Source organism: Streptomyces sp. Alt3 (assembly GCF_030719215.1).
Classification (GTDB): Bacteria; Actinomycetota; Actinomycetes; order Streptomycetales; family Streptomycetaceae; genus Streptomyces; species Streptomyces glycanivorans.
In genome coordinates this window covers 385,313-411,631 of record NZ_CP120983.1, presented here as the reverse complement: position 1 = coordinate 411,631, position 26,319 = coordinate 385,313, and the positions used below count along the sequence as shown (strand labels likewise).

Annotated in this window: 21 protein-coding genes and 1 pseudogene; 10 read left to right on the top strand and 12 right to left on the bottom strand. The window is 71.3% G+C overall.

Annotated features, from left to right (window positions below; all coding sequences use genetic code 11):
- Nucleotides 1-466: 466 nt before the first annotated feature.
- Nucleotides 467-1,285, bottom strand: a complete 819-nt coding sequence (locus P8A20_RS01905) for a response regulator (protein ID WP_306102703.1) — start codon at nucleotides 1,283-1,285, stop codon at nucleotides 467-469.
- A gap of 105 nt (nucleotides 1,286-1,390) precedes the next feature.
- Here P8A20_RS01905 and P8A20_RS01900 point away from each other — a divergent pair, with 105 nt between their 5' ends.
- Nucleotides 1,391-2,998, top strand: coding sequence for a sensor histidine kinase (locus P8A20_RS01900; RefSeq protein WP_306102702.1), 1,608 nt, complete (start codon nucleotides 1,391-1,393; stop codon nucleotides 2,996-2,998).
- Between the two features lie 53 nt (nucleotides 2,999-3,051).
- Here the strand turns inward: P8A20_RS01900 and P8A20_RS01895 are convergent, their stop codons facing one another.
- Nucleotides 3,052-3,801 (bottom strand): hypothetical protein, encoded by a 750-nt coding sequence (locus P8A20_RS01895; protein ID WP_371934430.1) that lies wholly within the window; start codon nucleotides 3,799-3,801, stop codon nucleotides 3,052-3,054.
- Nucleotides 3,802-4,272: 471 nt separating this feature from the next.
- On the opposite strand from P8A20_RS01895, the gene P8A20_RS01890 reads away from it, so the two are divergent.
- Complete coding sequence (locus P8A20_RS01890) at nucleotides 4,273-5,553, top strand: glycoside hydrolase family 16 protein (RefSeq protein WP_147961905.1); 1,281 nt, start codon at nucleotides 4,273-4,275, stop codon at nucleotides 5,551-5,553.
- A gap of 373 nt (nucleotides 5,554-5,926) precedes the next feature.
- Here P8A20_RS01890 and P8A20_RS01885 read toward each other — a convergent pair whose 3' ends face one another.
- The 4 genes from P8A20_RS01885 to P8A20_RS01870 all read right to left on the bottom strand — a co-directional run bounded on the left by P8A20_RS01885 (nucleotide 5,927) and on the right by P8A20_RS01870 (nucleotide 10,515).
- Complete coding sequence (locus tag P8A20_RS01885) at nucleotides 5,927-6,565, bottom strand: Dps family protein (protein WP_147961904.1); 639 nt, start codon at nucleotides 6,563-6,565, stop codon at nucleotides 5,927-5,929.
- Nucleotides 6,566-6,699: 134 nt separating this feature from the next.
- Nucleotides 6,700-7,587, bottom strand: a complete 888-nt coding sequence (locus P8A20_RS01880; RefSeq protein ID WP_147961903.1) for an SDR family oxidoreductase — start codon at nucleotides 7,585-7,587, stop codon at nucleotides 6,700-6,702.
- Between the two features lie 154 nt (nucleotides 7,588-7,741).
- Complete coding sequence (locus P8A20_RS01875; RefSeq protein ID WP_306102701.1) at nucleotides 7,742-9,130, bottom strand: MFS transporter; 1,389 nt, start codon at nucleotides 9,128-9,130, stop codon at nucleotides 7,742-7,744.
- Nucleotides 9,131-9,342: 212 nt separating this feature from the next.
- A complete protein-coding gene (locus P8A20_RS01870; RefSeq protein ID WP_147961901.1) occupies nucleotides 9,343-10,515 on the bottom strand; it encodes a 4-hydroxybenzoate 3-monooxygenase in 1,173 nt (390 codons plus the stop codon).
- Between the two features lie 475 nt (nucleotides 10,516-10,990).
- Here P8A20_RS01870 and P8A20_RS01865 point away from each other — a divergent pair, with 475 nt between their 5' ends.
- The gene (locus P8A20_RS01865; RefSeq protein ID WP_306102700.1) at nucleotides 10,991-12,283 is read left to right on the top strand and encodes a YeeE/YedE family protein; all 1,293 of its coding nucleotides are present in this window, start codon (nucleotides 10,991-10,993) and stop codon (nucleotides 12,281-12,283) included.
- Between the two features lie 296 nt (nucleotides 12,284-12,579).
- On the opposite strand, the gene P8A20_RS01860 is transcribed toward P8A20_RS01865, so the two are convergent.
- Together P8A20_RS01860 and P8A20_RS01855 are read right to left on the bottom strand one after the other, a co-directional pair.
- Nucleotides 12,580-12,918 (bottom strand): STAS domain-containing protein, encoded by a 339-nt coding sequence (locus P8A20_RS01860; RefSeq protein ID WP_147961782.1) that lies wholly within the window; start codon nucleotides 12,916-12,918, stop codon nucleotides 12,580-12,582.
- 467 nt (nucleotides 12,919-13,385) lie between these two features.
- Nucleotides 13,386-14,018, bottom strand: a complete 633-nt coding sequence (locus tag P8A20_RS01855) for a TetR/AcrR family transcriptional regulator (RefSeq protein ID WP_306102699.1) — start codon at nucleotides 14,016-14,018, stop codon at nucleotides 13,386-13,388.
- 70 nt (nucleotides 14,019-14,088) lie between these two features.
- Between P8A20_RS01855 and P8A20_RS01850 the strand changes: the two genes are divergently transcribed.
- A complete protein-coding gene (locus P8A20_RS01850) occupies nucleotides 14,089-14,961 on the top strand; it encodes a ketopantoate reductase family protein (protein ID WP_147961780.1) in 873 nt (290 codons plus the stop codon).
- 94 nt (nucleotides 14,962-15,055) lie between these two features.
- Here P8A20_RS01850 and P8A20_RS01845 read toward each other — a convergent pair whose 3' ends face one another.
- The 3 genes from P8A20_RS01845 to P8A20_RS01835 form a co-directional block, all read right to left on the bottom strand.
- Nucleotides 15,056-16,228, bottom strand: coding sequence for an oxygenase MpaB family protein (locus P8A20_RS01845; protein WP_147961779.1), 1,173 nt, complete (start codon nucleotides 16,226-16,228; stop codon nucleotides 15,056-15,058).
- A 120-nt stretch (nucleotides 16,229-16,348) separates the two neighbouring features.
- The gene (locus P8A20_RS01840; protein WP_147961778.1) at nucleotides 16,349-17,404 is read right to left on the bottom strand and encodes a polyprenyl synthetase family protein; all 1,056 of its coding nucleotides are present in this window, start codon (nucleotides 17,402-17,404) and stop codon (nucleotides 16,349-16,351) included.
- On the bottom strand, nucleotides 17,394-17,672 hold the full coding sequence (locus P8A20_RS01835; protein WP_147961777.1) for a polyprenyl synthetase: 279 nt from the start codon (nucleotides 17,670-17,672) through the stop codon (nucleotides 17,394-17,396). Before P8A20_RS01835 ends, P8A20_RS01840 begins: the two co-directional genes overlap by 11 nt.
- Nucleotides 17,673-18,039: 367 nt before the next feature.
- Here P8A20_RS01835 and P8A20_RS01830 point away from each other — a divergent pair, with 367 nt between their 5' ends.
- The 5 genes from P8A20_RS01830 (at nucleotide 18,040) to P8A20_RS01810 (ending at nucleotide 22,541) form a co-directional block, all read left to right on the top strand.
- Nucleotides 18,040-18,432 (top strand): hypothetical protein, encoded by a 393-nt coding sequence (locus tag P8A20_RS01830; protein WP_147961776.1) that lies wholly within the window; start codon nucleotides 18,040-18,042, stop codon nucleotides 18,430-18,432.
- A gap of 203 nt (nucleotides 18,433-18,635) precedes the next feature.
- Nucleotides 18,636-19,361 carry a response regulator transcription factor gene (locus P8A20_RS01825; RefSeq protein WP_147961775.1) on the top strand — a complete coding sequence of 242 codons (726 nt, stop codon included), beginning with the start codon at nucleotides 18,636-18,638 and terminating at the stop codon, nucleotides 19,359-19,361.
- Nucleotides 19,345-21,366, top strand: coding sequence for a sensor histidine kinase (locus tag P8A20_RS01820; RefSeq protein ID WP_147961774.1), 2,022 nt, complete (start codon nucleotides 19,345-19,347; stop codon nucleotides 21,364-21,366). The genes P8A20_RS01825 and P8A20_RS01820 overlap by 17 nt, the downstream gene beginning before the upstream one ends.
- Nucleotides 21,367-21,467: 101 nt before the next feature.
- A complete protein-coding gene (locus P8A20_RS01815; RefSeq protein ID WP_147961773.1) occupies nucleotides 21,468-21,851 on the top strand; it encodes a hypothetical protein in 384 nt (127 codons plus the stop codon).
- Nucleotides 21,852-21,938: 87 nt separating this feature from the next.
- Nucleotides 21,939-22,541: a class F sortase gene (locus P8A20_RS01810; protein WP_306102698.1), complete on the top strand. Its 603-nt coding sequence runs from the start codon at nucleotides 21,939-21,941 to the stop codon at nucleotides 22,539-22,541.
- A gap of 37 nt (nucleotides 22,542-22,578) precedes the next feature.
- Here P8A20_RS01810 and P8A20_RS01805 read toward each other — a convergent pair whose 3' ends face one another.
- Nucleotides 22,579-23,745 (bottom strand): PP2C family protein-serine/threonine phosphatase, encoded by a 1,167-nt coding sequence (locus tag P8A20_RS01805; protein WP_147961771.1) that lies wholly within the window; start codon nucleotides 23,743-23,745, stop codon nucleotides 22,579-22,581.
- Nucleotides 23,746-23,941: 196 nt separating this feature from the next.
- On the opposite strand from P8A20_RS01805, the pseudogene P8A20_RS01800 reads away from it, so the two are divergent.
- Nucleotides 23,942-26,291 (top strand): annotated as a pseudogene (locus tag P8A20_RS01800) (GH92 family glycosyl hydrolase).
- Nucleotides 26,292-26,319: the final 28 nt, after the last annotated feature.

The window sequence follows — 26,319 nt, the reverse complement described above, 5'->3', positions numbered from 1 at the left end:
GGCCGGGTCCTGGACGCGGCGGCTCCGGAACGCCCGGCGTCCCCCGGAGGGACATGAGGGCGAGATCGTGGTCGGCGTGGGCGCATCAGGGGGGTTCCTCTCTCGAAGGACGGAACGCGAGGACTCCGGGACGCGACCACGGCGGCGGATCGGGGGGACACGGGCTAGTCATGGGCATGACAGGTTCGGGCCGAGCTGTCCGGGGCCGTCGGAACGCGACAGGCCGGGTGCGGTGGCTTCCGACGGCGCCCGGGAGGCGGATGCCCGGTGCGCCGGGAGCCGGTGGGGCGCGGGCTTCGTCCTGCCGGTGTCCGAAGGCTTCCGGGGTCAGTTCTGCGTGCGGCCGTGGAGTGGTCTCGTCGTCGGTGGCGGGAGTCTACCCAGGGTGCGCACGCCGAGAGCCCGGCCGGCGGCCGGAAACGACCGGCGGCGGACTCGGCCCGACGCGGGCGGAACGCGCCCGCTCTCAGGCCTCGTCGCCCGGGTGCTGCGGAAGAGTCGTCGCGGTGTCGAGGAAGAAGGAGTCGATGCTCTGGACGGTCTGCATGAAGTCGTCGAGGTTGACGGGCTTCGTGACATAGGCGTTGGCGTGCTGACGGTAGGCGTCCTCGACATCGTCCGGCGCCGCCGACGTGGTCAGCACGACGATGGGGATGCTGGACAGAGAGGTGTCGTTCTTGAGGACGTTCAGCAGTTCGCGGCCGTTCATGCGAGGCATGTTCAGGTCCAGGACGATCAGGTCCGGCCGGTCGGTGTGAGGGTCGCGGAGGTACTCCAGCGCCGCGACCCCGTCGTCCGCCCGCTGGATACCCCGGGCCATCCCGTGTTCCGTCAGCGCCTCCTCGATCAGCATGGCGTCGGCCATGTCGTCCTCGACGAGCAGGACGGTGTACGTGCGGGGGGCGAGGCCGTTCATGAGCGAGCTCCGGGTCTGGTGGTGGGGTAGCGGTCGCGATGCGGGGCGGGCGGTGAAGACGAGACCGGGCCAGCGCTTGCGGGCCCCCTGGCGGCTGACCCCCCAGGCTCTTCCCAGCTGCGGGTAGCCCGCGCCCTCCTGGGCGGCGGCGCGGGCGGCCAGTGCCGCGCACTCCTCCACGGCCCGGCTCAGGTGGGCGAGGGCACGCAGAGAGGCCAGTGCGTCGCTCCGGAGCGCGTCCGGATCCTGCCGGCCGTCAACCGGCACGGGCGCGCCGAGGACGAGCTTCCGGGCGGCCTCGGCGATCGCCTGGCGTGCGCGTTCGGCCAGCTCCTCCTGCTCGGAGCTCGCCCAGGTCTCTACTGCCATGGGTGCACCGTAGACGGCGGGGGACCCTGTCGACAACCATGGTTGTCCCCGGGGGTAGGGTGACGCCGCCCGGTACGCCGCCGGGCGAGGGAAGGCGGACCCGACATGGAGACCGACACCGTGCAGCAGGCCCCGGCAACACGTCCGCCGGGGTCCGTCCGCGACGGCTGGACGACCCGTGGCTGGCTGGGCGCCGGCTCCGCGGCTGTGCTGGTGCTCCTGCTCGTCCTGACCGGGGGCGGGGTCTGGGTCCTCGCCCACGCAACCGACGTCAACAAGAGGCTCACCGACCGGTGGTCGCCCGCGCTCATCGCCTCCGTGCGGATGGAGAGCGCGCTCATCAACCAGGAGACCGGGATCCGCGGATACGGCATGACGGGGAAGCGCGAATTCCTCGAGCCGTACCAGGACGGAGTCGCCCAGGAGGGAACGGCGGCGCAGGAGCTCGCGCGTCTGACCGAGGGCGACGAGCGGGCGACCGCCGACCTGGCCCGGGTGCGCGAGGACTCCGAGCGCTGGCAGACCACCACGGCCCGCCCCGTCAGCGAGGCGGCCGAACCCACCGCCTCGGCCCAGCAGCGCACCGAGTCGGGGAAGGCCGCCTTCGACGCCCTCCGCGCCTCGCTGACCGAGCAGCAGAACAACATCGAGGCCGAGCGGGACCGCGCGCGCGACGATCTGCAGGCGGCGCGCACTCTGCGCAACACGGTGTTCACCGCCATCGCCTGCGTCGTGCTCGCCCTCATCGCCCTCGCCTTCGCCGGCCTGCGCAGGGGCGTCCAGCTGCCACTGGACCGGCTGCGCACGGATGTCCGTGAGATCGCGGACGGCCGGTTCGGGCACACCATCGCCGCTTCCGGCCCCGCAGACCTCCGGGCGCTGGCGAGGGACGTGGACGGAATGCGGCGGCGGCTGGCCGGGGAGCTGGAGTTCAGCGACCGGGCCCGGGCCCAGCTCGACGAACAGGCCACGGAGTTGCGCCGTTCCAACGAGGAGCTGGAACAGTTCGCCTACGTTGCCTCCCACGACCTCCAGGAGCCGCTGCGCAAGGTCGCCAGCTTCTGCCAGCTGCTGGAACGCCGCTACGCGGAGCAGCTCGACGACCGCGCCAAGCAGTACATCTCCTTCGCGGTCGACGGTGCGAACCGGATGCAGACCCTCATCGGTGATCTCCTCGCCTTCTCCCGTGTAGGCCGCCTGCACGCCGAGGACACCGACGTCAGCATCGAGGCCGTCCTGCGTCGTACCACCAACTCCCTCGGCATGGTGATCGAGGAGAGCGGTGCGGTCATCACCCACGACCCCCTCCCCGCGGTCCACGGTGACCCGACCCAGCTCGGGGTGCTGCTGCAGAACCTGATCTCCAACGCCATCAAGTTCCGCACCCCGGGGGAAGTGCCCCGGATCCACCTCACCGCCTCCGGACAGGAGGACTCCGCGGAGGGTGCCGGCCCCCGCTGGGAGTTCGCCGTGAGCGACAACGGCATCGGGATCGGCCCGGAGTACGCCGAGCGCATTTTCGTGATCTTCCAGCGCCTCCACACCCGTGACACCTATCCGGGCAACGGCATCGGTCTCGCCCTCTGCAAGAAGATCGTGGAGTACCACGGAGGCACCATCGGCCTCGACGCCGACCACGCTCCCGGCACCCGCTTCGTCTTCAGCCTTCCCTCCGCGCGCCAGGACGCGTCCGTCACCGAATCCGTGAACTGAGAACGCCGGTTGCCGCCCGCGACCACTCCGTTCGGGCAGGTAGGCGGCGGGCGTCAGTCCGGCGGGGTCTTCGACGCCTGCCAGGCGGTGACCAGACCGTCCAGCCACGCCGGGGGCAGTTCGGCGTGCTCCCATTCCGTACGGAGTGCCGACGGGGTGGCGACCAGGCGTTCGAGTACGGCGATGCTCGTGGGGGAGTGGAGTAGGGAGTAGCGGCCGTGCATGGCGATGCGGCCGCGCGGCCCATAATGCGCGTAAAGCCGGGTCAGCCGATCCCACCGGGAGGAGGTGAACTCCTCCAGCTGTCCGGCGTACCCGACCCGTCCCACGACGTTCATCGTGCCGAGCACCGCTGCCAGGACCTCGTCGGACACCTCGGGGTCGAGTTCCGAGAGGTCGCTGAACCGGAGGTAGAGCGGAAGGACGGCGACCTTCGCACGCTCCACGTCCACCCTCCCGACGGGGTGACGGTCCCGGGCGACGGCTCCCGGCGATCCGGGCAACGCCGGGCCGAGGGCGCGTTCCAGGGCGCGCTCGGCGACGCGGCCGAGTTCGTCGCTCACGGCCAGGGAGCCGTCACGCCAGCCGCCGGCGTACGCCTCCCCGCTCCCGGCGGGGGCGCCCTGCGGTTTCCCGATCTCGCTGTGAGCGCCCGCGATCGCGCCGGCCTCCACGAGGGCGACGAGCTCCTCGGCCTCTCCCGGGAACATGCCCGCGCGGCCCAGGAGCTCCAGGACGGTCCTCTTCGCGTTCGTCACACTGGTGGAGTCCAGCGGGTGCCGGCCCGTTTCGGCGGTGTTGATCGTGGCCCCCTCGTCGACCTCGGTCCGGTGCTCCAGCGGGACGCGGAGCTGCTGTCGCAGCAGCGCGCGTCGGCTGACGCCTTCCACCGACGGCGGCTGCCGCCAGTCTCTCAAGTCTCCATGACGTGACCGGTCATCGCCGCACCCTGCGCCGATCCGTGACGCTTCCCGCCCGTGCGCACCGAGGGGGCGGCCGGGGCCCGGCCCGCGGCCTCGCGATCGATTCCGGCCAACCATGCGCGGAGACCTCGGTGCGAGGCGCCAAGAGGTGTAGGCAACTCCGGTCCATACCAAGCTCTTGACACGCTCGGTCTTCATTCCTTAAATCACGTAGTGAACTAAGCCCTCCGCCCACAGTCCTCCCCGCCTGTCCGGCAGGGGTGTGCGGGTGGGGCTCGGTGTGGTCCCCGCTCGACCCGCTCGGATATGACATGCCCATGTCGATCCATCACCCTCCCCGAAGGGAGAGGCATGAGATCCTCCCGCTTGCCTCGGCGCCTGGTCCTGTCCCTCGTCATGACACTCGGCCTCGCGACCATGTCCACAGGTCTGGCGCAGAGCGCGCCCACCCCCGTGACCGCATCGGCCGAGCAGTCCGCCGACACCGCGGCAGCGGCCGCCGTCACGTTCTCCGACGAGTTCGACGGTGCCGCGGGCTCGGCCGTCAACGGCGCCAAGTGGCAGATCGAGACCGGTGACAACGTCAACAACCACGAGCGGCAGTACTACACCGCCGGCAACCGCAACGCCGTCCTCGACGGTCAGGGACACCTGGTCATCACCGCCCGCAAGGAGAACCCGGACAACTACCAGTGCTGGTACGGGCGGTGCGAGTACACCTCCGCCCGGCTGAACACCTCCGGCAAGTTCAGCACCACGTACGGCCGTGTCGAGGCCAGGATGAAGATCCCGCGCGGACAGGGCATATGGCCCGCCTTCTGGATGCTGGGCAGCGACATCGGCAGCGTCGGCTGGCCCAACAGCGGTGAGATCGACATCATGGAGAACGTCGGCTTCGAACCGGGCACCGTGCACGGCACGCTGCACGGGCCCGGCTACTCGGGCAGCGGTGGCATCGGCGCCGGATACTCCCTGCCGGGCGGGCAGGCGTTCGCCGACGCGTTCCACACCTTCGCGGTCGACTGGAGCCCGAACGTCATCACCTGGTCCGTCGACGGCACGGTCTACCAGCGGCGCACCCCCGCCGACCTCGGTGGGAAGCAGTGGGTCTTCGACAAGCCCTTCTTCGTCATCCTGAACCTCGCGGTCGGCGGGTACTGGCCAGGCGACCCCGACGCAAGCACGGTCCTCCCGCAGCAGCTCCTCGTCGACTACGTCCGCGTCAGCAGCGACAGCGGCCAGCCGGGCGGCGGAGGCCCCATCACGGGGCTGGCGGGGAAGTGTGTGGACGTGGCCGCGGGTGCGGTGGCGAACGGTACGGCGGTGCAGTTGTACGACTGCAACGGCACGGCGGCGCAGCAGTGGACGGTGGGCGCTGACGGGACGATCCGGGCCCTGGGCAAATGCCTGGATGTGGCGTCCGGTGGTACGGCGGACGGTACGGCGGTGCAGTTGTGGGACTGCAACGGTACGGCGGCGCAGCAGTGGGCGACTCCCGCGGCGCGGGACATCGTGAATCCGCAGGCGAACAAGTGCCTGGACGTGTCGGGTGGCAGCAGTGCGAACAGCACGCGGTTGCAGATCTGGACGTGCACCGGCTCCGCCAACCAGAAGTGGACGGTGACCCGGTGACGGCGGGACCGACGGTGCGGGGCGCCACACCTGCCATGACCGCTGCCCTTCTCGGAGCCTAGGTCATCGACGCCCTCCCGCGTCCTCGCCCTGCACACCGCGGCGAGGACGCGGGCCGTCGCGCATCCGGGCGGACCGGGGCCGAGCCGCACAGGGGCCGGGCTGTCCGGCCGGGACCGATTCGCACAGGGCCGGGCCGGACGACCGGGACGCCGCGTCCGGTGGCCTTCGGACGATGCCGGGGTGCTCCGAACGGGTGAGGGCGCAGGCGCTCACGGCCGTCGAGCTGGACCTCGCGCCCGGAGCGGACGCGTTCGGCGACGCCCGTCCCGGGTCCGTCCCGCACCGGCCGGAGGCGTCACCCGGCCCTTGGTCACTTGCCGCGCTTGGTGACTGCGGACTTCTTGGCGGTGCGCCTCGGGCTGGCCGTCTGCTTCGCCGGGATCGTGCGCGAGCCCCCGGCAGCCGCGGCGGCCTGCTTCTCGCTGCGGGCGTCCGTCGTGGTGAGCGCCCCGGCGCTGTTCTCCAGGTGAGCACGGACGAACCACTGGAACTGCTCCAGCGAGCGGAGGTGCTCGATGAGCAGGTCCTCGGTGACCGGGTCCACGGAGGCCGCCTTCGCCGCGGCCTTGCGGTGATCCCCGATGATGCCCGCGTACACGAGGTCCAGCGCACCGAGGTGGGCGATCGCGTCGGCCCTTCCCACGCTGTAGTCGTCCCACGTCCGCTCGGAGACGAGCACACCCGCGGTCCCGTGCGGCACACCGCCCAGGGCCGAGATGCGTTCGGCCGTGGCGTCGGCCATGTCCCTGACCGCCAGCGTCTGAGGGTCCAGCATCTCGTGGACGGCGATGAAGTGCGGGCCCGTCACGTTCCAGTGGATGTGCTTCAGCGTGAGCGCCAGGTCGTTGAGTGCGTGCAGGCGCATACGCAGCACGTCGATCATCCGCCCGCCGTCCTTGGTGCTGAGGCCGGGAACGGTGTAGCGCGGGGTGGAGGTCTGAGGCGACATGATGCTCCTGCGGCAGGGGACGGTCTACGCCATACCTCTGCCCCCGCGCCCCGCGAGGTCACGCGTGTCCGCGGCCGACACCACTTGACCGGCGGATCCCGGGGCGACAGCGCCCGGGCGGCCCCGCACGGGATCTACCTCCCGGGGCGGCCTCCGCCACCCAGGTCCGCCAGGCCGCCGGCCCCCAGCAGCCCGGTGCCCTCGAACGACGTCTCCCGTTGCAGCCTGGGGATCTCCCGCTTCGAGAGCGCGGTGACCACCGGAGGCATCGCGGCACGCACCACCTGTGTGACACGGAGCCACGCGGGCGCGTACACGGCCGCACTGCGCCGTTCGACCGCACGCACGAGCTGCCCCGCCACGGTCTCCACCGGGTAGACCTTCCGTGCGGGCCTCGGCATGTGGGCCCGCAGTTCCCGCAGCACGGGGTGCTCGTCCGCGTCACGGATCATGTCGGTGTCGGTCCAGTTCAGGTAGGCGACACCCACCCCGACGTGTTCATGGGCGAACTCTGCACGCAGCGAATGGGCGAACGACTCGACACCCGCCTTGGAGGCGCAGTAGGCACTCATCATGGGCGCTGCCCCGATGGAGGCCAGCGAGGCGATCTGCAGGTAGTAGCCCCCTGTCGTCCTCAGATGGGGCAGGAAGGCACGTGCGCTGATCGCGCTGCCGATCAGGTTCACCTCGATGACACGCCGCCAGGTCACCGGGTCGGACTCCGCGAACGGGCCTCCTTCGGCCAGACCGGCGTTCGCGACCACGACGGACGCGGGCCCCATCCGGTCCCGGACCTCGTCGGCCACCCTGCTCATTCCGGCGTCGTCGGTCACATCGACCTCCCAGCACAGGGCCCCGGGGATCGTGTCCCGCACCTCGGCCAGGGTCGCCTCCTCCCGGCCGAGCAGGGCCACTCTGGCCCCGCGCCGTGCCAGTTCCCGCGCCGTCCCCGCACCGACGCCTCTCGCGGCACCGGTCACGACGGCGACACGGCCTTGCAGGGGACGAGATGAGCCGGACACATGGACCTCCTCGACGGGTGCAGCCGCAGCAGTCCGCGCGTCACAGGGCTCACGAACAGCCCACATCACCGACGTGTACCGGAGGGCGACGACCGGGAGACGCACATCTACGACATCTCCCATCCTGGTGCACGGGGGCGTGAAAGGCGCGTCGTCAGGAGTGCCCCGGGAGCCCACCCCGTGAGGGCGGAACCCCTGGGGCGGAACTCTCCCGGTCCGTCGCGGGGGTGAGACCGCGCACCTTGTCACCGCGGCTGTTCACGGCCAGCGGGACCAGGGAGATCGCCAGGGCGCCGAGAACGGCGGTCACGGCGAACGTCGTGAAGCCGAGCCCCGCGTTCCCGCCCGCGAGGACCGCTCCGCCCAGTGTCGGCCCGACCACCGCACCCGTGCGGCCGATGCCCGTGACCCAGCCCAGTCCGGTGGCGCGTTCGCGGGGTGCGTAGACGCGGGAGGTTGCCGCGTACACCATCACCTGGGCGCTGAACAGCCAGATGCCGGTGACGAAGACGACCACGTACGCCGCGCCCAGCGGCAGTTGTGCCCGGAGCAGGAACGTGCCGACGGCTGTCAGCACGAACCACAGTGCGGAGACCTTGACCGGGCCGAACCGATCGGCTGTGCGGCCCGCTATCAGCATGCCCACGATCCCGCCCGCGTTGATCACCATCAGGAAGGTGACCGAGGAGGAGAGGGAGTAGCCGGTGGCACGCATCAGCTCGGGCAGCCAGGTGGAGACACCGTAGACGAGCAGGAGGCCCGCGAACGACGCGGTCCACAGGAGAGGGGTCGCCCAGCGGGTGCCCGGGGCGAACAGGGCGGTGATCGACTCCAGCCGGCCCTTCGCGCCCGCCCTGGGCGCCTGCCGGGTGCCAGGACGCTCCAGCCGGTAGCGGTCCGCGACCGCGTACGCCTGCTCGGTGCGGCCCCGGCCGAAGAGCACCCCAGGGGACTCCGGAAGCCACTTCAGCACCAGAGGTACGGCGATCAGGGCGGGTAGTACGCCCGCCCAGAAGACCCAGCGCCAGCCGTGTCCGGGCGCCACGGCGAGGCCGATGCCGGTGGCTGCCATACCGCCCGCGTGGTACGAGGTCATCATCAGCCCGGTGGCGAGGGCGGCCCTGCGCGGCGGAGCGAACTCGGCCACGATGGCCAGCCCGATCGGCATCAGTCCGCCCAGGCCGAGCCCGGACAGGAAGCGCCCGGCGCCGAACACGGTGGCGCCGGACGCGACGGCGCACAGCGCGGATCCGGCCGAGAACAGCAGAACGCTGCCCATGACCAGTGGTTTCCGGCCGAGCCAGTCGGTGAGTGTGCCCGCGGCCAGGGCGCCGATCAGCATGCCGAAGGTGGTCCAACTGCCAATGGTGCCGGCCAGCGCGGGTGTGAACCCGAGGCTTTCGTCGGCCAGGAGGTGCGGCATGGTCGCGCCGTAGATGTTGACGTCCATGCCGTCGAAGAACACGGCGAGCCAGCACAGGGCGATGACCGGGGCGACGACCCGGAAGGAGCGGTCGGGCGGGGACGTGGGGGAGGCGGTCACGGGGCACTCGCTTTCTGCCACGGCGTCGTGGCGGGTGGGCCGTCCCGGACTTCGGGGCGGCCCACGAACGGGGAGTGAGTGTTCGCGAGGTGAAGTTAATTCCACTCTTGGGCCGTGCGAGTTTCCCGTCGCCCTCCGCCCGTGTCAATGGGGAGCGCGGTGACGCTTCCTGACGGGGCGTCACGCGCTGAGCCGTGATGCCCGGCCCGTGGTCACGGCAACGGCAGCCCCGCGTAGTTCATGGCGAGTTCGGCCGCGGCGTGCGGTGAATCGGCGATGCGGTCGAGCTGGGCGATCTGGAGCCGCGTGTCGAAGGGGCTCTGGCCGGGATCGGTGTGCATGGTCGTGGTCATGAAGTACGAGAAGTGCTCGGCGCGCCATACGCGGCGCAGGCAGGTGTCGGAGTAGGTGTCCAGCAGATCGGTCGCACCGGTCGTGTGCTGCCTGATCAGGGCCCGGCCGAGCACGTCGACGTCGGCCGCGGCCAGGTTGAGTCCTTTCGCACCCGTGGGCGGCACGATGTGTGCGGCGTCCCCGGCGAGGAGGACGCGGCCGTACCGCATGGGCTCGGTGACCGAACTGCGCATCGGCAGAACACTTCTGGAGGTGATGGGGCCCCGTGCCAGCTTCCAGCCGTCCAGGGCGAACCGGGCGTCCAGCTCGTCCCAGATCCGCTCGTCCGGCCAGGCGGCCGGATCCGTGCCGTTGGGCACCTGCAGATACATCCTGCTGACCTCGGGTGACCGCATGCTGTGCAGGGCGAAGCCGCGAGGGGAGTGCGCGTAGATCAACTCGTCGCAGGACGGCGCCACATCGGCCAGGATCCCGAGCCAGGAGTAGGGGTACACGCGCTCGTAGGTGCGCCGGGCCCCTTCGGGGACCGCTGACCGGGTCACCCCGTGGAAGCCGTCGCACCCCACGACGTAGTCGCACGTCAGTATCCTGTCCCGGCCGTCGTGCGTGTAGTGGACCGTCGGGCGGTCGGTGTCCGCGCCCTCGACCGAACCCACCTCGGCGCCGAAGTGGAGGGCCGCGCCGTCGGCAAGCTGAAGGGCGACGAGATCCTTCACGACCTCCGTCTGCGCGTACACCCAGACACGGCGGCCGTCCGTCAGTGACGGGAAGTCGATCCGGTGGGCCCGGCCCTCCCAGCGCAGTTCCACGCCGTCATGGACCAGCCCTTCGGCGTCCAGCCGTTCGGCGGCCCCGACCTCGCGCAGGGCGTCGACGGTGGACTGTTCGAGGATGCCCGCCCGCTGACGCTGTTCGACGTAGGTGCGATCGCGGCTCTCCAGCACGACGCACTCGACGCCCGCCCTGTGGAGCATCCGCGACAGCAACAGCCCGGCCGGGCCACCCCCGACGATCCCTACGGTCGTGTGCACGGCGTTCTCCTTCGTCCAGGGGGTGTTCGTAACGTCCGGAGCCGGAGGTACCGGGCCCCTGTCCGCGCTGAGGAGGTGACCGGTGCGGCTGCGGATCCTGTCGGCGAGGGGGCGCCCCGGTCTCGGCGGTGTCCGCGCGTTCGCGAAGTGAAAAGTTCTTCACTGTCGAGTGCGGCGAGTTTGCCGCCCGCGCGGCGGCCCTGTCAATGGTTTACGCCCCGGGGCCGGTGCTCTCTGCGGGCGCTTGTCCACGAAGCCTTCCGCATGCCGAGACGCCGGAGCATCCGGAGCGGAAGCGTCCGTATATTCGCACGCATGTCTGTACCGGCCCCGACTCTGTGCCTCGCGCTGTTCGCGCACTCGGCCTGGTGCGTCGACGACGGACTCTGTAGCGGCTGAACCCGCGTCAGCGGCGCCTCCCGCGCTGCCGGCTTCCCCTGCCGCCATCCGCCGCGCATCATCCCGGAGACCTTTCGTGACCACCGCGCCACCTGCCGGGCCGGCCGCGCCCCCGCGCGCAACGCCCGCCCTGTTCGTCCCGTCCCCCACCTCGGTCCCGCGACCCGAGGCCCCGTCCCTGCCCCCGGTGCGCAGGACGCCACTCGTCGTCTCCGGACTGCTCGCCGTCGCCCTGACCGCGTACGTGTGGTCCACGCACGGGGCGAAGCCGGGCGTACTGCTCCTGCTGGGGCTCGGTCTGGGCGTCGCCCTCTTCCACTCCCGGTTCGGCTTCACCTCCGCCTGGCGCCAGCTCATCGCCGTCGGCAACGGCACCGGGCTGCGGGCGCACGCGCTGCTGCTCGGGACCACCGCCACGCTGTTCGCGTTGCTCATCGGCGGCGGCACCGGACTGTTCGGCTCCCAACCCGCGCCCTCCGCAGGGCCGATCGGAGTCGGACTGGTCGTCGGATCCCTCCTCTTCGCCGTCGGGATGCAACTCGGCGGCGCCTGCGCCTCCGGCACCCTCTTCGCCGTCGGCTCGGGGCAGACATCGGTGCTCCTGACCCTCGGCGGGTTCATCGCGGGCGCCACGCTCGCCGCCTGGCAGTTCGACCTGTGGAAGGACCTCCCCGCATGGGAACCGGTCGTCCTGTCCGAGCACATCGGCTGGGCCGGTTCGTGGGCGGTGACGATCGGCGCACTGCTGCTGGTCGTCCTCGTCACGCGACGCGTCCAGGCCCGTCGCAACCCGCCTCCCCTCGGACCCGTTCCCTCGGCACGCACAGCGGCGGTACGGGCTCTGCGCGGCTCCTGGCCGCTGGCCGCCGGAGCCCTGGTGCTGGCCGTCCTCGGAGCGGGTGTCCTGGCGGTGTCCGGTGGCGCCTGGGGGGTCACCAGTGCGTTCAGCCTGTGGGGTTCGGAGCTGGTGGGCGCACTCGGCGGCCACCCCGAGAACTGGACCTGGTGGCGGCAGACGGGCAACGCGGAGATGCTCGCCGGTCCTGTACTGGCCGACAAGACGAGTCTCACCGACATCGGAATCATGATCGGGGCTGCCGTTGCCGCCGCCCTCGGCGGGACGTGGGCCCTGCACCGCCAGATCCCCTGGCGCACGGCCCTCGCCTCGGTGCTCGGCGGAGTGCTGATGGGTATCGGTGCCCGGCTGGCCGGAGGCTGCAACATCGGCGCCTACCTGGCCGGCGTGGCATCGGGCAGCCTCAGCGGCTGGCTGTGGGGTGCGGTCGCCCTGGCAGGGACCTGGATCGGGCTCAGGCTGCGGCCGCTGTTCGGCCTGGGCAACCCCAAGCCCGGCGACGGCGTCTGCTGAGCCGATCCGGCCCAGGAGGGCCGGAGGCGTCACGGGCCCCCTGGCAGGGCTTTGTCAGGCGGTCCCGTGGAGCGGCCCGGGCTCCACAGGACCTCACCCCGGCACAGGAGGCCGCCGACGGCCCACCCCGGCCGCGGCAGGTGAACGCCGTCCGGTATTCGCCGCCCGTCGGCCGGGGTCTCACTCGCCGTCCCGCTCACCGTGACGCCTGCGCCGTGGACGGAGCGGAGGCCGAAGCGTTGCACCGGCGGACGCGGAGCGTCCCCGGCCCCCCTGTGCTCGTGGACCTGGCGCTGTCAGGCCGCCGCTTCGTGCTGTCGGGCCTCGGGAAGCAGGCGGGCGAATTCGAGGGTGGGGAAGAGTTCCGCAGCGGTGCGCAGCACTCGCAACGGCTGCGACTGCATGCCGGTCACAGTCGCCCGGCGCGGCGGGACGTCGGCCGGCGGCGGATCGACAAGCAGATGCAGGCCCGCGGTGTCGATGAAGGGCGTGTCCTTCAGGTCCCAGACCACTTCGGCCACATCCCGCGGCAGTGCGGCGACCACGGCACGGAGCTTGGGCAGGGTGGTGTGGTCGATCTCGCCGTGCGGGATGATCGTGGCACTGGTGGCGTCGATCAGCGTAGTGACGTTCATGGTGGGCGTGCCCCCCTTCCGGGGTGGTGAGCCCAAAGGCGAAGCCCCTTCTGAGGGGTGACGACGATGGCGGGAGCCGGGAGCCCGTGAAGGGGGCAACGCCCAGAACCCAAAGTCCGGCACCCGTGGTACCGGACGGTCTCGTGTCCGTCCACCGTGGCACAACCGCGCCCCTCCTGGCCACCACCCATCCGTACAGGCGGCAGGAACAGTCTTCTGACCGGCGATGATGTGTTTTCCCGTCACATACGCACCATCGCCCCGACCTGCGGACCACAACCAGGGGTCCTCATCACGCGGCTCCCGGACGGTCCGGACCGGAGCCAACCGTGTCCGGCACGACCCGCCGATCCGTCATCCGGCGGAACGGGAACGCCGCCGACAAGCCGCCACCGCTCTCGTCCACCGCTCTCGTCCGCAGGGTGAACACCGCCCGACCCGCGCCGCCGGCGTCCGGCTCGGGGCCGTCAGGTCCGGGCCGGTGGCGCACTCATCGCTGCTGTCAGGAACGTGATCGCCCACCCCCTGGCCGCCTCGCCCTCCACCGGGGACGACGCGCAGCCGGGGGAGGGCTGCTGGTGTACATCGAGTCGGTCGACGGCCGTCACGGCAAGGATCCCCCGCATCCGGAACCACAGCTCCTCCGGGGACAGGCCGGGCAGTACCCGCGCGAACGCCGCGAGGTAGCGCTCGCGGACCGTTTCCTCGGCCGGGCCTGTCCAGCTGCGGACCTCCTCGGCCGGGTCGCTGAGGATCGTCACGATCAGCCGGGACGTCCGGGCGCCGCCCTCGTCGCCGGCCGGCATCTCGTCGAACAGCGGCCCCACGAAAGCCTCCACCAGTTCGCCGACCGGCGGTTCGGGGGTCCGGGCAAACAGCTTGTCGAGTCCGGCGCACTGGGCGGCGTCGATGGGCTCGATCACGCGGCGGGCGACTGCGGCCATCAGCTCCGCCTTCGAGCCGAAGTGGTAGCCGACGGCGGCCAGATTCGCTCCGGCGAGCTTGGTGATCGCACGGACCGAGGTGCCGCGGTATCCGTGCTCGGCGAAGAGGTGCTCGGCCGCGTCGAGGATCTGGGTGCGGGTGTCTGGGGTCGCCACACGAGGGACTCTACATATGTTTGAATGAAACGAACGTATGAATCAAACGTTCGTATGAAGGAGATCCGACATGAAGCTGCTCGTGTACGGCGCCGGAGTGCTCGGCAGCCTGTTCGCCGCCCGGATGCACGAGGCCGGCCACGACGTTTCGCTCCTCGCCAGGGGTGGGCGCCTGACCGCTCTTCGCCGGCACGGCGTGCAGTTCGCCGAGGGTGGCAGCCCCACTGTCGGACGCGTGCCGGTGCCGGTGGTCGACCGTCCGGACGGCGGGTACGACCTGATCACCGTCTTCGTCCGCACCCACCAGGTGGATGCGGTGCTGGAATCACTCGCCGGTGTCCAGGGCGACGTGCTGTTCCTGCTCAACTGGGCAGCCGGCCCGGACCCGCTGGGAGCGGTGATCGGTCACGAGCGGGTGCTGCTCGGCTTCCCCGCGACCGGCGGCACGATGGACGGCGACGTGGTCCGATACCGCAGGCCCAATTTCATTGTCCGCCGGGTCGCGATGCCGATCGGCGAGCCCGACGGTCGTACCACCCCACGACTGGTGAGGACCGTGGAGGCGTTCCGAGCTGCCGGGTTCAACGCCAGGGCCGAGCCGCAGATGGACGCCTGGCTCAGGACGCACGCCGCGTTCGAGGTCCCGCTCGGACAGGCGGTGCACCTGGCGGGCGGCCCCGTGGAGCTGGCCGCCGATCCCGACGCGGTCCGCGGCATGCTCCACCTCGTGCGGCAGAACCTCGCCGCCCTGACGACGCCACCGGTACCTCGCGCGTTCGCCGCGTTGCGGACGCTGCCGCAAGGGCTGCTCGTGCCCGTGCTCCGGCGTTTCCTGAAGAGCCCGACGGCCGTGCACAGCGGACTCAGCGACTTCTCGCCTGCCACGGCGGCCGAACTCGCGCGGCTGGCCGAACAGCTCCGTGCCACTGCGGGAGCCCGCTGAGCCGGCCGGGACGGCGGAGACCTCACCGGGCGGACCACCGCCGGTCCCACGGTCACGGCACGGCACCCACAGGGTGACATCGGCCGAATAGGTACTAGGCGCCTGCCCGCGGGACCGTGGCCGCCGGTGGAACCCACCGCTCGGTACGGGGTACCGAGCTGGAGACGTCGTAGTCCTTCTTGAGGTGTTCGGGGATGGCGTAGTGCATGACGCGCCCGCGGGTCAGGGAGGACAGCTCGAGAACGGTCGTGAGATGGCCGAGCCGGTCCAGGGCCCAGGCTCCCAGCGGTGAACGGTCCTCGACGGTCTCCAGTACGCCGATCAGGTGCGGCACGGCCTTGACGACGGTGTCCCACGAGGTGCGGGGCACGCCGAGCCAGTCGCCGCAGGTGTCGCCGACGAGGTGCCGGATGAGGGCGGACACGACCGGGTCGAAGAAGGTGCCCGGCACGACCTCCTCGTACAGGTCGATGAGCTGGCGTGTCAGATGCGCGCCCTCCGGCGACGGACCCATGTGCCGGAGCATGTAGAGGTCGAGGAAGCCGCGGGCCTCGTCGAGGGTCCTGGGTACCGCGTCCTGGTCGACACCGAGCATGGCGCCGACCACGCGCCAGGCGTAGTAGTACGCCCGGGCGCCTTCCTCCGACATGTGGATCCCGAGGCGGTGCAGGCTGTCGAGGACGAGCATGGAGAAGAACATCTGACCGCCGATCATGTCCTCCTGGCAGATCGGCGTTCCGAGGGCCGTGGTGTCCCAGCGCTCCTCGCGCCTCAGATGGTGACGGATGGAGGCGTGGAGGAGGCGTACCTTCTGCGCGGCGGGGATGAAGCGGCCCCCGGCCTCGAAGGCGTCCGGCTGCATCAGATGAACGGTGAACTGGCCCGTCTCCGCCATCCGTTTCGAGGGGTAGTCGAGCCCGTGGGTGGCCGACAGCAGTTTCGCCACGTGGGGGACGACGTAGCACGCCGGCATGGAGGCGAAGGACAGGGCGGTGGAGATGTGCACGTTGTTGTCGATGAAGAACAGGCGGGCCCTCTCCATCTCACCCCAGTCGACCCAGGCCGGTGGTGCGCCCGTCACCTCGAGGTACTCGCGGGCGACATCGGGAAGGCCGTCCGGCAGGGGAGCGCCGGCGGTGGAGACGTAACGCATCAGGGTGTTGAACTTCCCCACCTCCCCGCGTTCGAAGAGGGTGGCGACGGTGGCGTCGGCGAGTTCGTCACCAGTTCGGCGCAGGGTGTTCAACGACGACTCGGTGTAGCGCACGGTGAGGCTCCTCGGGCTGTGTGTAGGTGGCGCACGACGGGTACGGGGCGGGATGGTTCCGAGGACGGGGAGCGACAGCGGCCGGGCGGCGGACGCCGGTGCCGCCCGCCGCGCGTGTGATCAGGCCCCACGGACCGCCACCGAGTGCGCCAGCGCGGTGAGAGCCGTGGTGGCGGGGGCCGGCAGAGCGAGCCCGTCAAGGGCGGTGAGGGCCTCCTCGACCCGCTCGGTGATCATCTTCTCGATCCGGCCGGGAGCGTCGAGCCGGCGCATCAGCTCACGAGCCGCGTGCAGACCCTCCTCCCCGGGATCACGCCGCCCCAGGACGGCACGCAGCTGCCGCCGTTCGCTGTCGTCGGCGACACGCCAGGTCTCCGCCAGAAGGGCCGTGGGACGGCACCCCCGAAGGTCGTCGGTGTTCGCCTTGCCGGTGTCCTCGGGGCTCCCGAACAGGCCGAGCAGATCGTCCCGCAGCTGGAATGCCTCGCCCAGGGGCAGACCGTACGCGGAGTATCCGGAGCGCACCCGGTCACCGGCTCCCGCGAGGGCGCCGCCGATCAACAAGGGCTGTTCGACCGTGTACTTGGCGGTCTTGTACCGGATCACCTTCAACGACTCGACGGTGTCCGGAGGCGATCCGGTGCGCAGGATCTCCAGGCACTCCCCGGCTATCAGATCCCGGGCCAGGGCCGACCAGAGTGGCCGGGCCCGGGCGAGATAGGCCGCGGGCAGGCCGCTGGTGGCGAACAGCTGACCCGCCAGACCCATCAGCAGGTCGCCCACGAGCATCGCCAGCGATCTGCCGGCCGAGACGGAACGCGGGCGGCGGCGTACCGCACCACGCAGGGCGATGTGTGCGGTCGGGCGCCCGTGACGCAGCGGACTGTCGTCGATGAGGTCGTCGTGGACGACCGCGGCGGCGTGCACCAACTCCATCGAGGCCGCCGCCCGGACGAGCGACTCGTCGTCCGGCTGCCCGGTGGCCCGCCAGCCCCAGTAGCAGAACGCCGCCCGCAGTCTCTTCCCGTGCGCGACGGAGGACTCCAGTTGCTCGGCGACCGGACCCAGCGCCGGGTCCACGGCTGCGAACCGCTCCGCCTCCTGTGCGACGAACCGCCGCAGTACGCCGTCGACGCGTGCCTTGAACTCGGCCGGGTCCCACCGGTCATGAGTCATCGGCGGCCCGCCGGGCGAGGGCTTCCCGGGCGAGCACCTCGAGGTGGGCCGGGGGAGCGGTGGACCAACGCCCCAGCACCAGGCGGCCCCTGGCGATCAGATCGTGCTCGGCCTCCGCCGCCAGCTCCGCGGTGTCGGATCGCCGGAGCAACCCCCGTACCGTCCCCAGGACCGAACCCGCCGTGGTCACCGCCAGATCCGCCAGCCCGGCCACCAGCAGCACGGCCCGCCCGTCCGGCCCGTCGGGCCACTCCGCATCCCGCGTCATGCCGTCTCCCCTCACCGCAGAAACCCGGCGACGCCGGTCGAAGCGCCGCACTCCTGAGGATCGGGTCGCGCACGGCACGGGAACGGCGGAAGTCACCAACGAGTGAGCGCTTCGCCCGGTCGTACGGATCACGCCCACCCTGCGGACGCGACGCCCAAACCTCGGGCGTCCGCGTGTCATCGAGCCGAACGGACGGGGGAGTGGGAGGTCCTGTCCGGGCGTCGATCCCGTGGGCCGTGACCCGGCGGCCGGGCCGAGAGGAGTGATGACACACCCATCATGACAGGTCAGACGGCATTTTCGTAGGACGAACAGCACGTCTGCCAAGCCTTGTTGGAGGCCTGCCGTCCCCTCCAGAATCGCCGTCATGAATCACAGGGAGAGCGTCGATCACGATGCGGTACTGCGGGCACGGACTCTGCTGCTCGGATCCGGCACCATCAACGTCCACGAGGCCGTCGACGCCTATCGTCTGCTCGCCCGGGTGAACCCGGCGGTGTACCTGCCGCGTCTGTCCCGGGCGCTCCTGGAGTACGGCGTGGTGGGCCCGGGGGACGCGGAGACCCGGCTGACCGTCCTGACCGAGGCCGCCTCTGCGGCCCGGCGGATGAACGACGACGAGCCGAAGCGGGCGGCACTGCTGCTGAAAGCACTGGAGGCGTGCGAGCGGGAACTGCTCCTCCTGGGGCGGACCGGACAAGCCCGGGCGGTGCGTGAGGAGTCGGCCCTGACCGGCCGGGAGGAAGGACGACTCGGGTGAGCCGGCCCGGCTGACACGGTGTCCCTCGGGACGGCCCTTGCCGGGCCGCTTCGCCCGGCTGCCGGCCGTCCCGACGGCGCGTACCGGCTCCGGCACGACGGGCGAACCGGGCCGTGACGCGCGGCAGGTGTCCGTGGCCCCGGCTCCGGGAGGGCGGACCGGGGGTGGCCGTCGGCACACGGGGCTACCTTACGATCGTGCACGTGTGCGCAAACGTCATAGTCGCGGAAGACGACGCGAAACAGGCCGAGCTGGTCCGCCGATACCTCGAACGCGAAGGCCACGCGGTCACGGTGGTGTCCGACGGCCTGGCCGCCCTGGAACAGGCGAGGCAGGGGGCGCCCGACCTGCTCGTCCTCGACGTGATGATGCCTCGGGCCGACGGGCTCGACGTGGTCCGCATCCTGCGTGCCGAGGGGCGCGAGGTAGCGGTCCTCATGCTCACCGCCCGGGCCACGGAGGACGATCTGCTGCTCGGGCTCGACCTGGGCGCGGACGACTACATGACGAAGCCCTACAGCCCGCGGGAGCTCATGGCACGGGTCCGCACCCTCCTGCGGCGCACCCGTCGGGACGGACCGCGCGAGGACGGCGGACAGGTGCTGAGGGTGGGCACACTCGCCGTCGATCCCGTGCGCCACGAGGTCTCGGTGGACGGCACCGGGGTCGAGTGCACGCCGGGCGAGTTCCGCCTCCTCGCCACGATGGCGGCCGAGCCCGAGCGTGTCTTCTCCCGTGAGCAACTGCTCGCCGAACTGCACGGCTTCGACCGGTACATCAGCAGTCGCACGGTCGACGTACACATCATGAACCTCCGCAAGAAGATCGAGCGCGCGCCCCGGCGTCCGGTCCGGCTGCTCACCGTCTTCGGGGTGGGCTACAAACTCATGGACCCGCTGAAGGGAGCCACGCGTGCCGCGGCGCGCTGAGAAGGGCGGGCAGCGTCTGCGGCTGCCGCTGCGCAAGAGCCTCCTCGGACGGCTCCTGGCGGTCTCGGCACTGGTCGCGGCCTGTTCGGTCGCCGCGACCGCGTGGCTGGCAGTGCAGACCACGTCCGGTGCGATCGAGCAGGAGCAGGGCCGTAACCTCGCCGCCGACACCCGTGTCCTGGACACCCTGCTCGCCTACGCGGCCCGGCATCCCACCTGGGACGGTGTCGGCCCCACGGTGGACGAGCTCGCCGACACGTCCGACCGGAGGATCACGCTGACGACCCAGAGCCGGCAGATCCTCGCGGACTCCGCAGATTCCTCCCCGCCCCCACCGGTCCTTCCTCCCCAGGCGTCGGCGGTCGTGGACCCGCTGTCCGTGGCGGACGTCTCCTCCGTCTCCGACTCGGGGTCAGGCTCGGTGACGATCGCGGCACCCGGAACGGACGGGGCGCAGCGCTCGGGGACCGACCGGGTCGATCCGCGGGCCGTCGGACCGTTCGAACTGTCCGAGGCGGAGCGCACGTCGCTCCGGCGCACCGCGGACGAGGCGGTGCAGTGCCTCAGCCGGTCCGGAATAGCCTCCGACGTCGTCGAGGGGCCCAGTGGCCGGCCCCGTATCCAGGTCGTGGGCAACGACCCCGACCGCCTGAGCGGCAGCCGGTGTTCGACGGACGTGCTGGACCGCCCCACCGGGAGCGAGGCCAAGGCGCTCGTCGCTCTCAACGAACTCGTCAACGCGTGCCTGGACAGGCAGGGACGCGAACCCGTGGACCTCGATCTCGACCTGTCGTGGAGGACGGGCGACGAGGCCGTTCCCGCGACCGCCGTGCCCCTGCCGACGCCCGAGCCCAGCATCGCTGTCCCGAGGGAGGCGGTGCCGACCGAGGTGGCCACTCCCGCGCCCCTCGACAGCGAGAACGACCGCGACATCGCCTCCTGCGTCGGCATCGCCCGCCAGGAGCAGCTCAGTTCGTACGTCGCCTCGCCCGCCCTGCTCTTCATCAGCGACCCGGGCGGCGGTGAGGTCCCCGGCTTCGACCTGTCCCCCGGGAACACGGCGAAGATCACCGGAGTCGCGGCCCTCGTCCTCGCGCTCACCGTGGGCGCCTCGGTGCTCGCGGGGGTCCGGCTCGTCCGACCGCTCCACGCCCTCACGGGAGCGGCCCAGCGCATGCGCGACGGCGAGGCCCCGTCGCAGGTCGTGGTCGCCGCGGACAACGAGATCGGCCGGCTGGCCACCGCCTTCAACGACATGTCCGCCCACCGCGCCCGGATGGAGGAACAGCGCAAGGTCATGGTCAGCGATGTCGCGCACGAACTGCGCACCCCGCTGAGCAACATCCGGGGGTGGCTGGAGGGAGCCCAGGACGGCATCGCCGACGCGGACGCGACGTTCGTCTCCTCGCTCCTGGAGGAGGCGGTGCAGTTGCAGCACATCATCGACGATCTCCAGGACCTGTCGGCCGCCGACGCCGGAGCCCTGCGTCTGCACCCCGAACCCGTACGCGTCGAGGAACTCCTCGCCCATGTCGTGGCAGCCCATCAGGCGCAGGCCGACGCCGCAGGCGTCAGCCTCACGGTGACCGTCCCCGAGGGGCACGGACCGGTCCCCGAGGTCGAGGCCGACCCGGTCCGGCTGCGGCAGGCGATCGGCAATCTGGTGTCCAACGCCGTACGCCACACGCCTGCGGGAGGGCGGGTGACGCTGAGAGCCCTTGCGACGGGTCCCGGGGGACCGGACGACGGGGTGCTGCTGGAGGTCGCCGACACGGGCAGCGGAATCGCGCAGGAGGATCTGCCGTACGTCTTCGACCGGTTCTGGCGCGCGGAGAAGTCACGCAGCCGGCGGACCGGGGGCAGCGGCCTGGGGCTGGCGATCGTCCGCAAGCTCGTCGAGGCGCACGGCGGGACGGCGGGTGTGGTCAGCACCGTGGGCCAGGGCTCGGTGTTCACCCTGCGGCTGCCCTGTTCCGGCCCTGATCCGATGAACACGGCGGTCTGACAGCTTCCTCACAACTTCACTCCAGTCTGTGGGCATGCCCGGCGCCCGACGCGCATCCGTGCGCGGGCACCATCAACGCCGAGCTGGAATCGGAGTTCTTCATGTCCCTTCGTCCCACCCTGAGGACCGTGGTCCTCGCGACCGCCACCATGGGCGCGGTCCTGTTCCCGTCCATGGCGGCCGTCGCCGACAGCGCGCCCACGGCGGTGCCCGCCGAGCGACCGACCGAGGCCCCGGCCGCGGCCGAGCCCTCGCGGGTCAGCCCCGCGCCCGAACCCACCGAGGTCGCCGAGTCGGCGACCCCGGCCCCGGCCGAGCCCGTGCCCGCCGGCACGGTGCCGCGCGGCGGTGTCGACGCCGGTGAGCGTGCGGCAGGCGAGTCCGCCGGAACCGCGCTCTACGGGTCCGCGGCCGGTGCCGTGCTGCTCGCGGGCGCGGGCGTCCTCGTGCTGCGCCGCCGTTCCGCGGCACAGCGCAACGGCTGACCCCCTCACGGTGGCGCCGCTCCCCTCACGGGAGCGGCGCCACCCGCCGTTCGTCCACCTTCGCCCGACCCCGCACCGGAGTACCTCATGCCCTTCACACCGAACTCGTCATGGCGGACAGCGATGTCCGTCGCCGCGGCGGGTCTTCTGATCACCCTGTCCGGCGGCTGCGGCGCGCCCGACGCGCCCGAGCCGTCCGCCACGGCGAGGACCACGCCCAAGTCCCCGGCCGCGGACGCGCCCAAGGCGCCCGCGCCGACGCGGCTGTCCGTCCCGTCGCTGGGCATAGACAGCGAGCTGCTGCGGCTGGGGCTCAACGAGGACGGCACGGTCGAGGTCCCTCCGGCGGAGAAGGGCATGACCGCCGGCTGGTACGCGGGCGGAGCCGTTCCCGGCGAACCCGGTGCGGCCGTGCTCATCGGCCACAACGACACCCGGTTCGGCAAGGCCGTCTTCCACGACCTGCACAGCATCACCAAGGGCGCGGACATCGCCGTGGCAGGTGGTGGAGGGAAGGAGACCCACTTCACCGTCACCGGGACGGAGACCGTCCGCAAGGACGCGTTCCCCACCGACAAGGTCTACGGAGCCACCGGCGAACGCGTGCTCCGGCTCATCACGTGCGACGGGGACTTCGACGCAGCCGGCCACCCCGTGGACAACCTCATCGTGTACGCGACGCTGCGCTGACGGGCCGCGGGGAGTCGGCCCGCCCGGCCCCGAGTGTTCACGGCGCCGCTCCCGCGCCCGACGGCGCATGCTCCGCACGGGTGACGGCGACCAGGGCAAGATCGTCGGCGAGCACCCCGTCCGTATGGGTGTGGACCGCCCGGGCGAGCCTCTCCACGACGGCCGGAGGCCCGTCGCGCCAGCTCTGCCACAGATCCTTGCCCGGGGCGTAGAAACGCCCCTCGGCGTCGCGGGCCTCCAGCAGGCCGTCCGTGCACAGCAGGAGCAGATGTCCCGGCCCGAACGGACGGGACTCGTCCTGCCACGGGCCGGTGTCCAACTCGCCGAGGCCCAGGGGGAGCCCGGCGTGCTCGGGCTCCCAGACCCGCAGTGCGTCCTCGCTCACGAGGAAGGCGGGACAGTGCCCGCGGCTGATGAGACGTACCTCCGTGCCGTCGTCCGGGATCTGCGCGATGGCCGCCGTGATGAAGTGCTCGCCGTCCACGTCGCTCCCACCGCTCACCGAGGCGGTCTCCCGCGTGTGACGGGACACCGCCTCGTCGAGGTGCCGGGCCAGCTCCGGCAGGGTCGGGGTGTGGTGGGCGGCTTCGTGGAAGCTGCCCACCAGGGCGGCGACCCCGGGGATGGCGTTCAGCCCCTTGCCGCGTACGTCACCGATGAGCAGGCGCACGCCGTACGGCGTGTGCTCCGCCGCGTAGAGATCACCTCCGACGGATGCCGCGGCGGACGCCGCCTCGTAACGGACCGCGATCCAGGTCTTCCCCCACCAGGCCCGCACGGGCGGGAGCACGGCGCGCTGGGCGCTCTCCGCCACCCGCTCGGCTCCCTGGAGCCGGCGCCGCAACGACAGCCGCAGCCGGCACAGGGGGACGCTCGCCCAGGCGAGGACCACCATGGCGACGTAGTCGACCACCGCGTGACGGCCGTCGGATGACAGGTGCCCCCCGAAGAGGAGCACCAGCCCGGCCAGGCTGTTGAGGACGGCCACCCGGACCACGGCCCGCAGCGCGTACACACAGGCCGCGATCATGGAGCTCAGGATCAGGAACACGTCCCCGCTGAACGCCCCCGGCGTCGGCAGGTCGACCGCGAGCGCCAGTACCACCAGGGCCAGGGGCGCGAGGCGCGCCCACCAGGGCAGCAGGTCGCTCTCGTTCTGCGGTGCGTGCGACGTCAGCCCGGTCGTGGTGCGGTACGGGCTCACGTCATCGCCTCCGGGGTGCAGCGCGCGGACCGGTGCCCGGCAGGCCCCGTGTCCTCACTCGACCTTGGTGCCGGAAGCCCCGCCCCGCACGCGGAAGCCCGATGCCGCAACCCTTGACGAGTACACGCGGACAGGCAAAGAATGATCGCGAAGCACGTCTGACAACGTTGTCTACGTCTCGAGAGGCGCTCATTCCATGAGATGGACCCAGTGGATCCGCGGTGCGGGGACAGCGGTCGCCGCGGCGGCCCTCCTCGGTGGAGCCGTCGCCGCACCCGCCTCGGCGGACGGAGCGGGGCACGCCGAGCGCGGCCGGGCTCACCGATCTCGTCAACCCCTTCATCGGAACCGAGAACGAGGGCAACACCTACCCCGGTGCCGCGGTGCCGTTCGGCATGGTGCAGTTCTCGCCCGACACCGGGCACAACACCGGATACGACTACTCGGAGACCCACATCAGGGGCTTCTCCGCCGTCCACATCTCCGGTGTCGGCTGCGGCCTCGGCGGGGATCTCCCCGTGCTGCCCACGACCGGTGACATCACGTCGACGGACAACGCCGTGTACGCGGCCGAGTTCAGCCACGACGACGAGAAGGCCGGCCCCGGCACCTACCAGGTCGGCCTGGGTACGGGCATCAAGGCCGAGCTGAGCGCCACCGAGCGCACCGGAGTGCAGCGGTACACCTTTCCCGCCACGGACAAGGCCAACGTCCTCATCAACGCGGGCCAGTCGCTCCACAGGACGGTGAACACCGAGGTCGAGATCCTCGACAACCGCACCGTGCGCACGGCCATCACCGGCAGCGGCTTCTGTCAGGACACCAAGCCGTACACGGTGTACACCGTCACCCGCTTCGACCGGCCCTTCACCGTCTCCGGCACGTGGAAGGGCGACACGGTCACCGAGGGGTCCACGGCCTCCTCCGCCGGGGGCGAGCGCAACGGCGCCTTCGTGCGATTCGACACGTCCAAGGACCGCACCGTCGAGGCGACCACCGCGATCTCGTACGTGGACGCCAAGGGGGCCGCGCTCAACCTCCGTGCCGAAGGCGGCCGTTCGTACGACCGCGTCGCGCGCGCCGCACAGGCCGCGTGGGAGGACCGCCTCGACGACGTCCGGGCGAAGGGCGGCAGCGAGACCCTGCGCCGGACCTTCTACTCGTCCCTGTACCGCTCGTTCCTCGCACCGAACATCGGCAGCGACGTCGACGGCCGCTACACAGGCTGGGACCAGGAGATCCACAAGGCCAAGGGCTTCACCTACTACCAGAACTGGTCGCTCTGGGACACCTACCGCACCCAGGCCCAGCTCCTGTCGCTGCTCGCCCCCCACGAGTCCCGTGACATGGCGATCTCCGTCATCAAGATCGACGAGGACAGCGGCTGGCTGCCGAAGTGGGGCTACGGCACGGTCGAGACGAACATCATGACCGGCGACCCGGTCACCCCCTTCCTCACCAACGCCTACCAGCAGGGCCTGCTCAAGGGGTACGAGGAGCAGGCGTACCGCGCGCTGAAGAAGAACGCCGACGGTGTGCCGCCGGCCGACTCCGCCCCCGTGGGCCGTGAGGCCAACAAGGAGTACCTGGCCGACGGCTTCGCGCCGTACATCAAGGGCCGTGCCCATGTGAAGCCCGGCGACTCCGACTACGACCACGGTGCCTCGGCGACCCTGGAGTACGCCCTGTCCGACGCGATGCTCGGCCAGATGGCGAAGGAACTCGGCCACGACCAGGACGCCGCGCGCTATGCGGAGCGGGCCCAGAACTACCGCGAGATCTTCGACAGTTCGACCGGCTTCTTCCGCGCACGGGACGCGAACGGGGACTTCACCGGTCCCGCCGACCCGGCCCGGAGCGAGGGCTTCCACGAGGGCACGTCCTGGCAGTACCAGTGGCTCGTGCCCCAGGACCTGCCCGGCATGGTCTCCTTGATCGGGGGGACCGACGCCGCGAACGAACGCCTCGACTCGTTCTTCGCCTACGAGCAACTGCTCCAGGACCCCTCGAAGACCGCCCGCGAGGTGTGGGTGAACGGGCCGTACGACTACTACAACGCGGACAAGTACAACCCGCAGAACGAGCCCGACCTGATCGCCCCCTACACCTATCTCTCCACCGGCCAGCCCTGGAAGACGACGGACGTGGTGCACGCCGCGCTCACCCTCTTCACCGACACCCCGACAGGGATGACCGGCAACGACGACCTGGGCACGATGTCCGCCTGGAACGTCCTCTCCTCGATCGGCGTCTTCCCGGTGCAGCCGGGGACGGACACCTGGGGCCTGTCGACGCCCGTCTTCGAGCGGGTCGACCTGACCCTCGACCGGCGCTACTACCCCAAGGGCGGCCTGACGGTGAAGGCGCCCGGCGCCTCCGACTCGGTGCGCTACATCCGGTCCGCGCGTACCGACGGGGCCGCGTACGGGAAGACCTATCTGACCACCGAGGACATCCGCGGGACGCGGGAGCTGTCCTTCGAGGTCGGTACGACGCCCTCCGGGTGGGGCACCTCGGCGGACGCCGCGCCGCCGGCTCTGAAGTGACGGTCTGAAGCCCTCCCGTCGCGTGCGT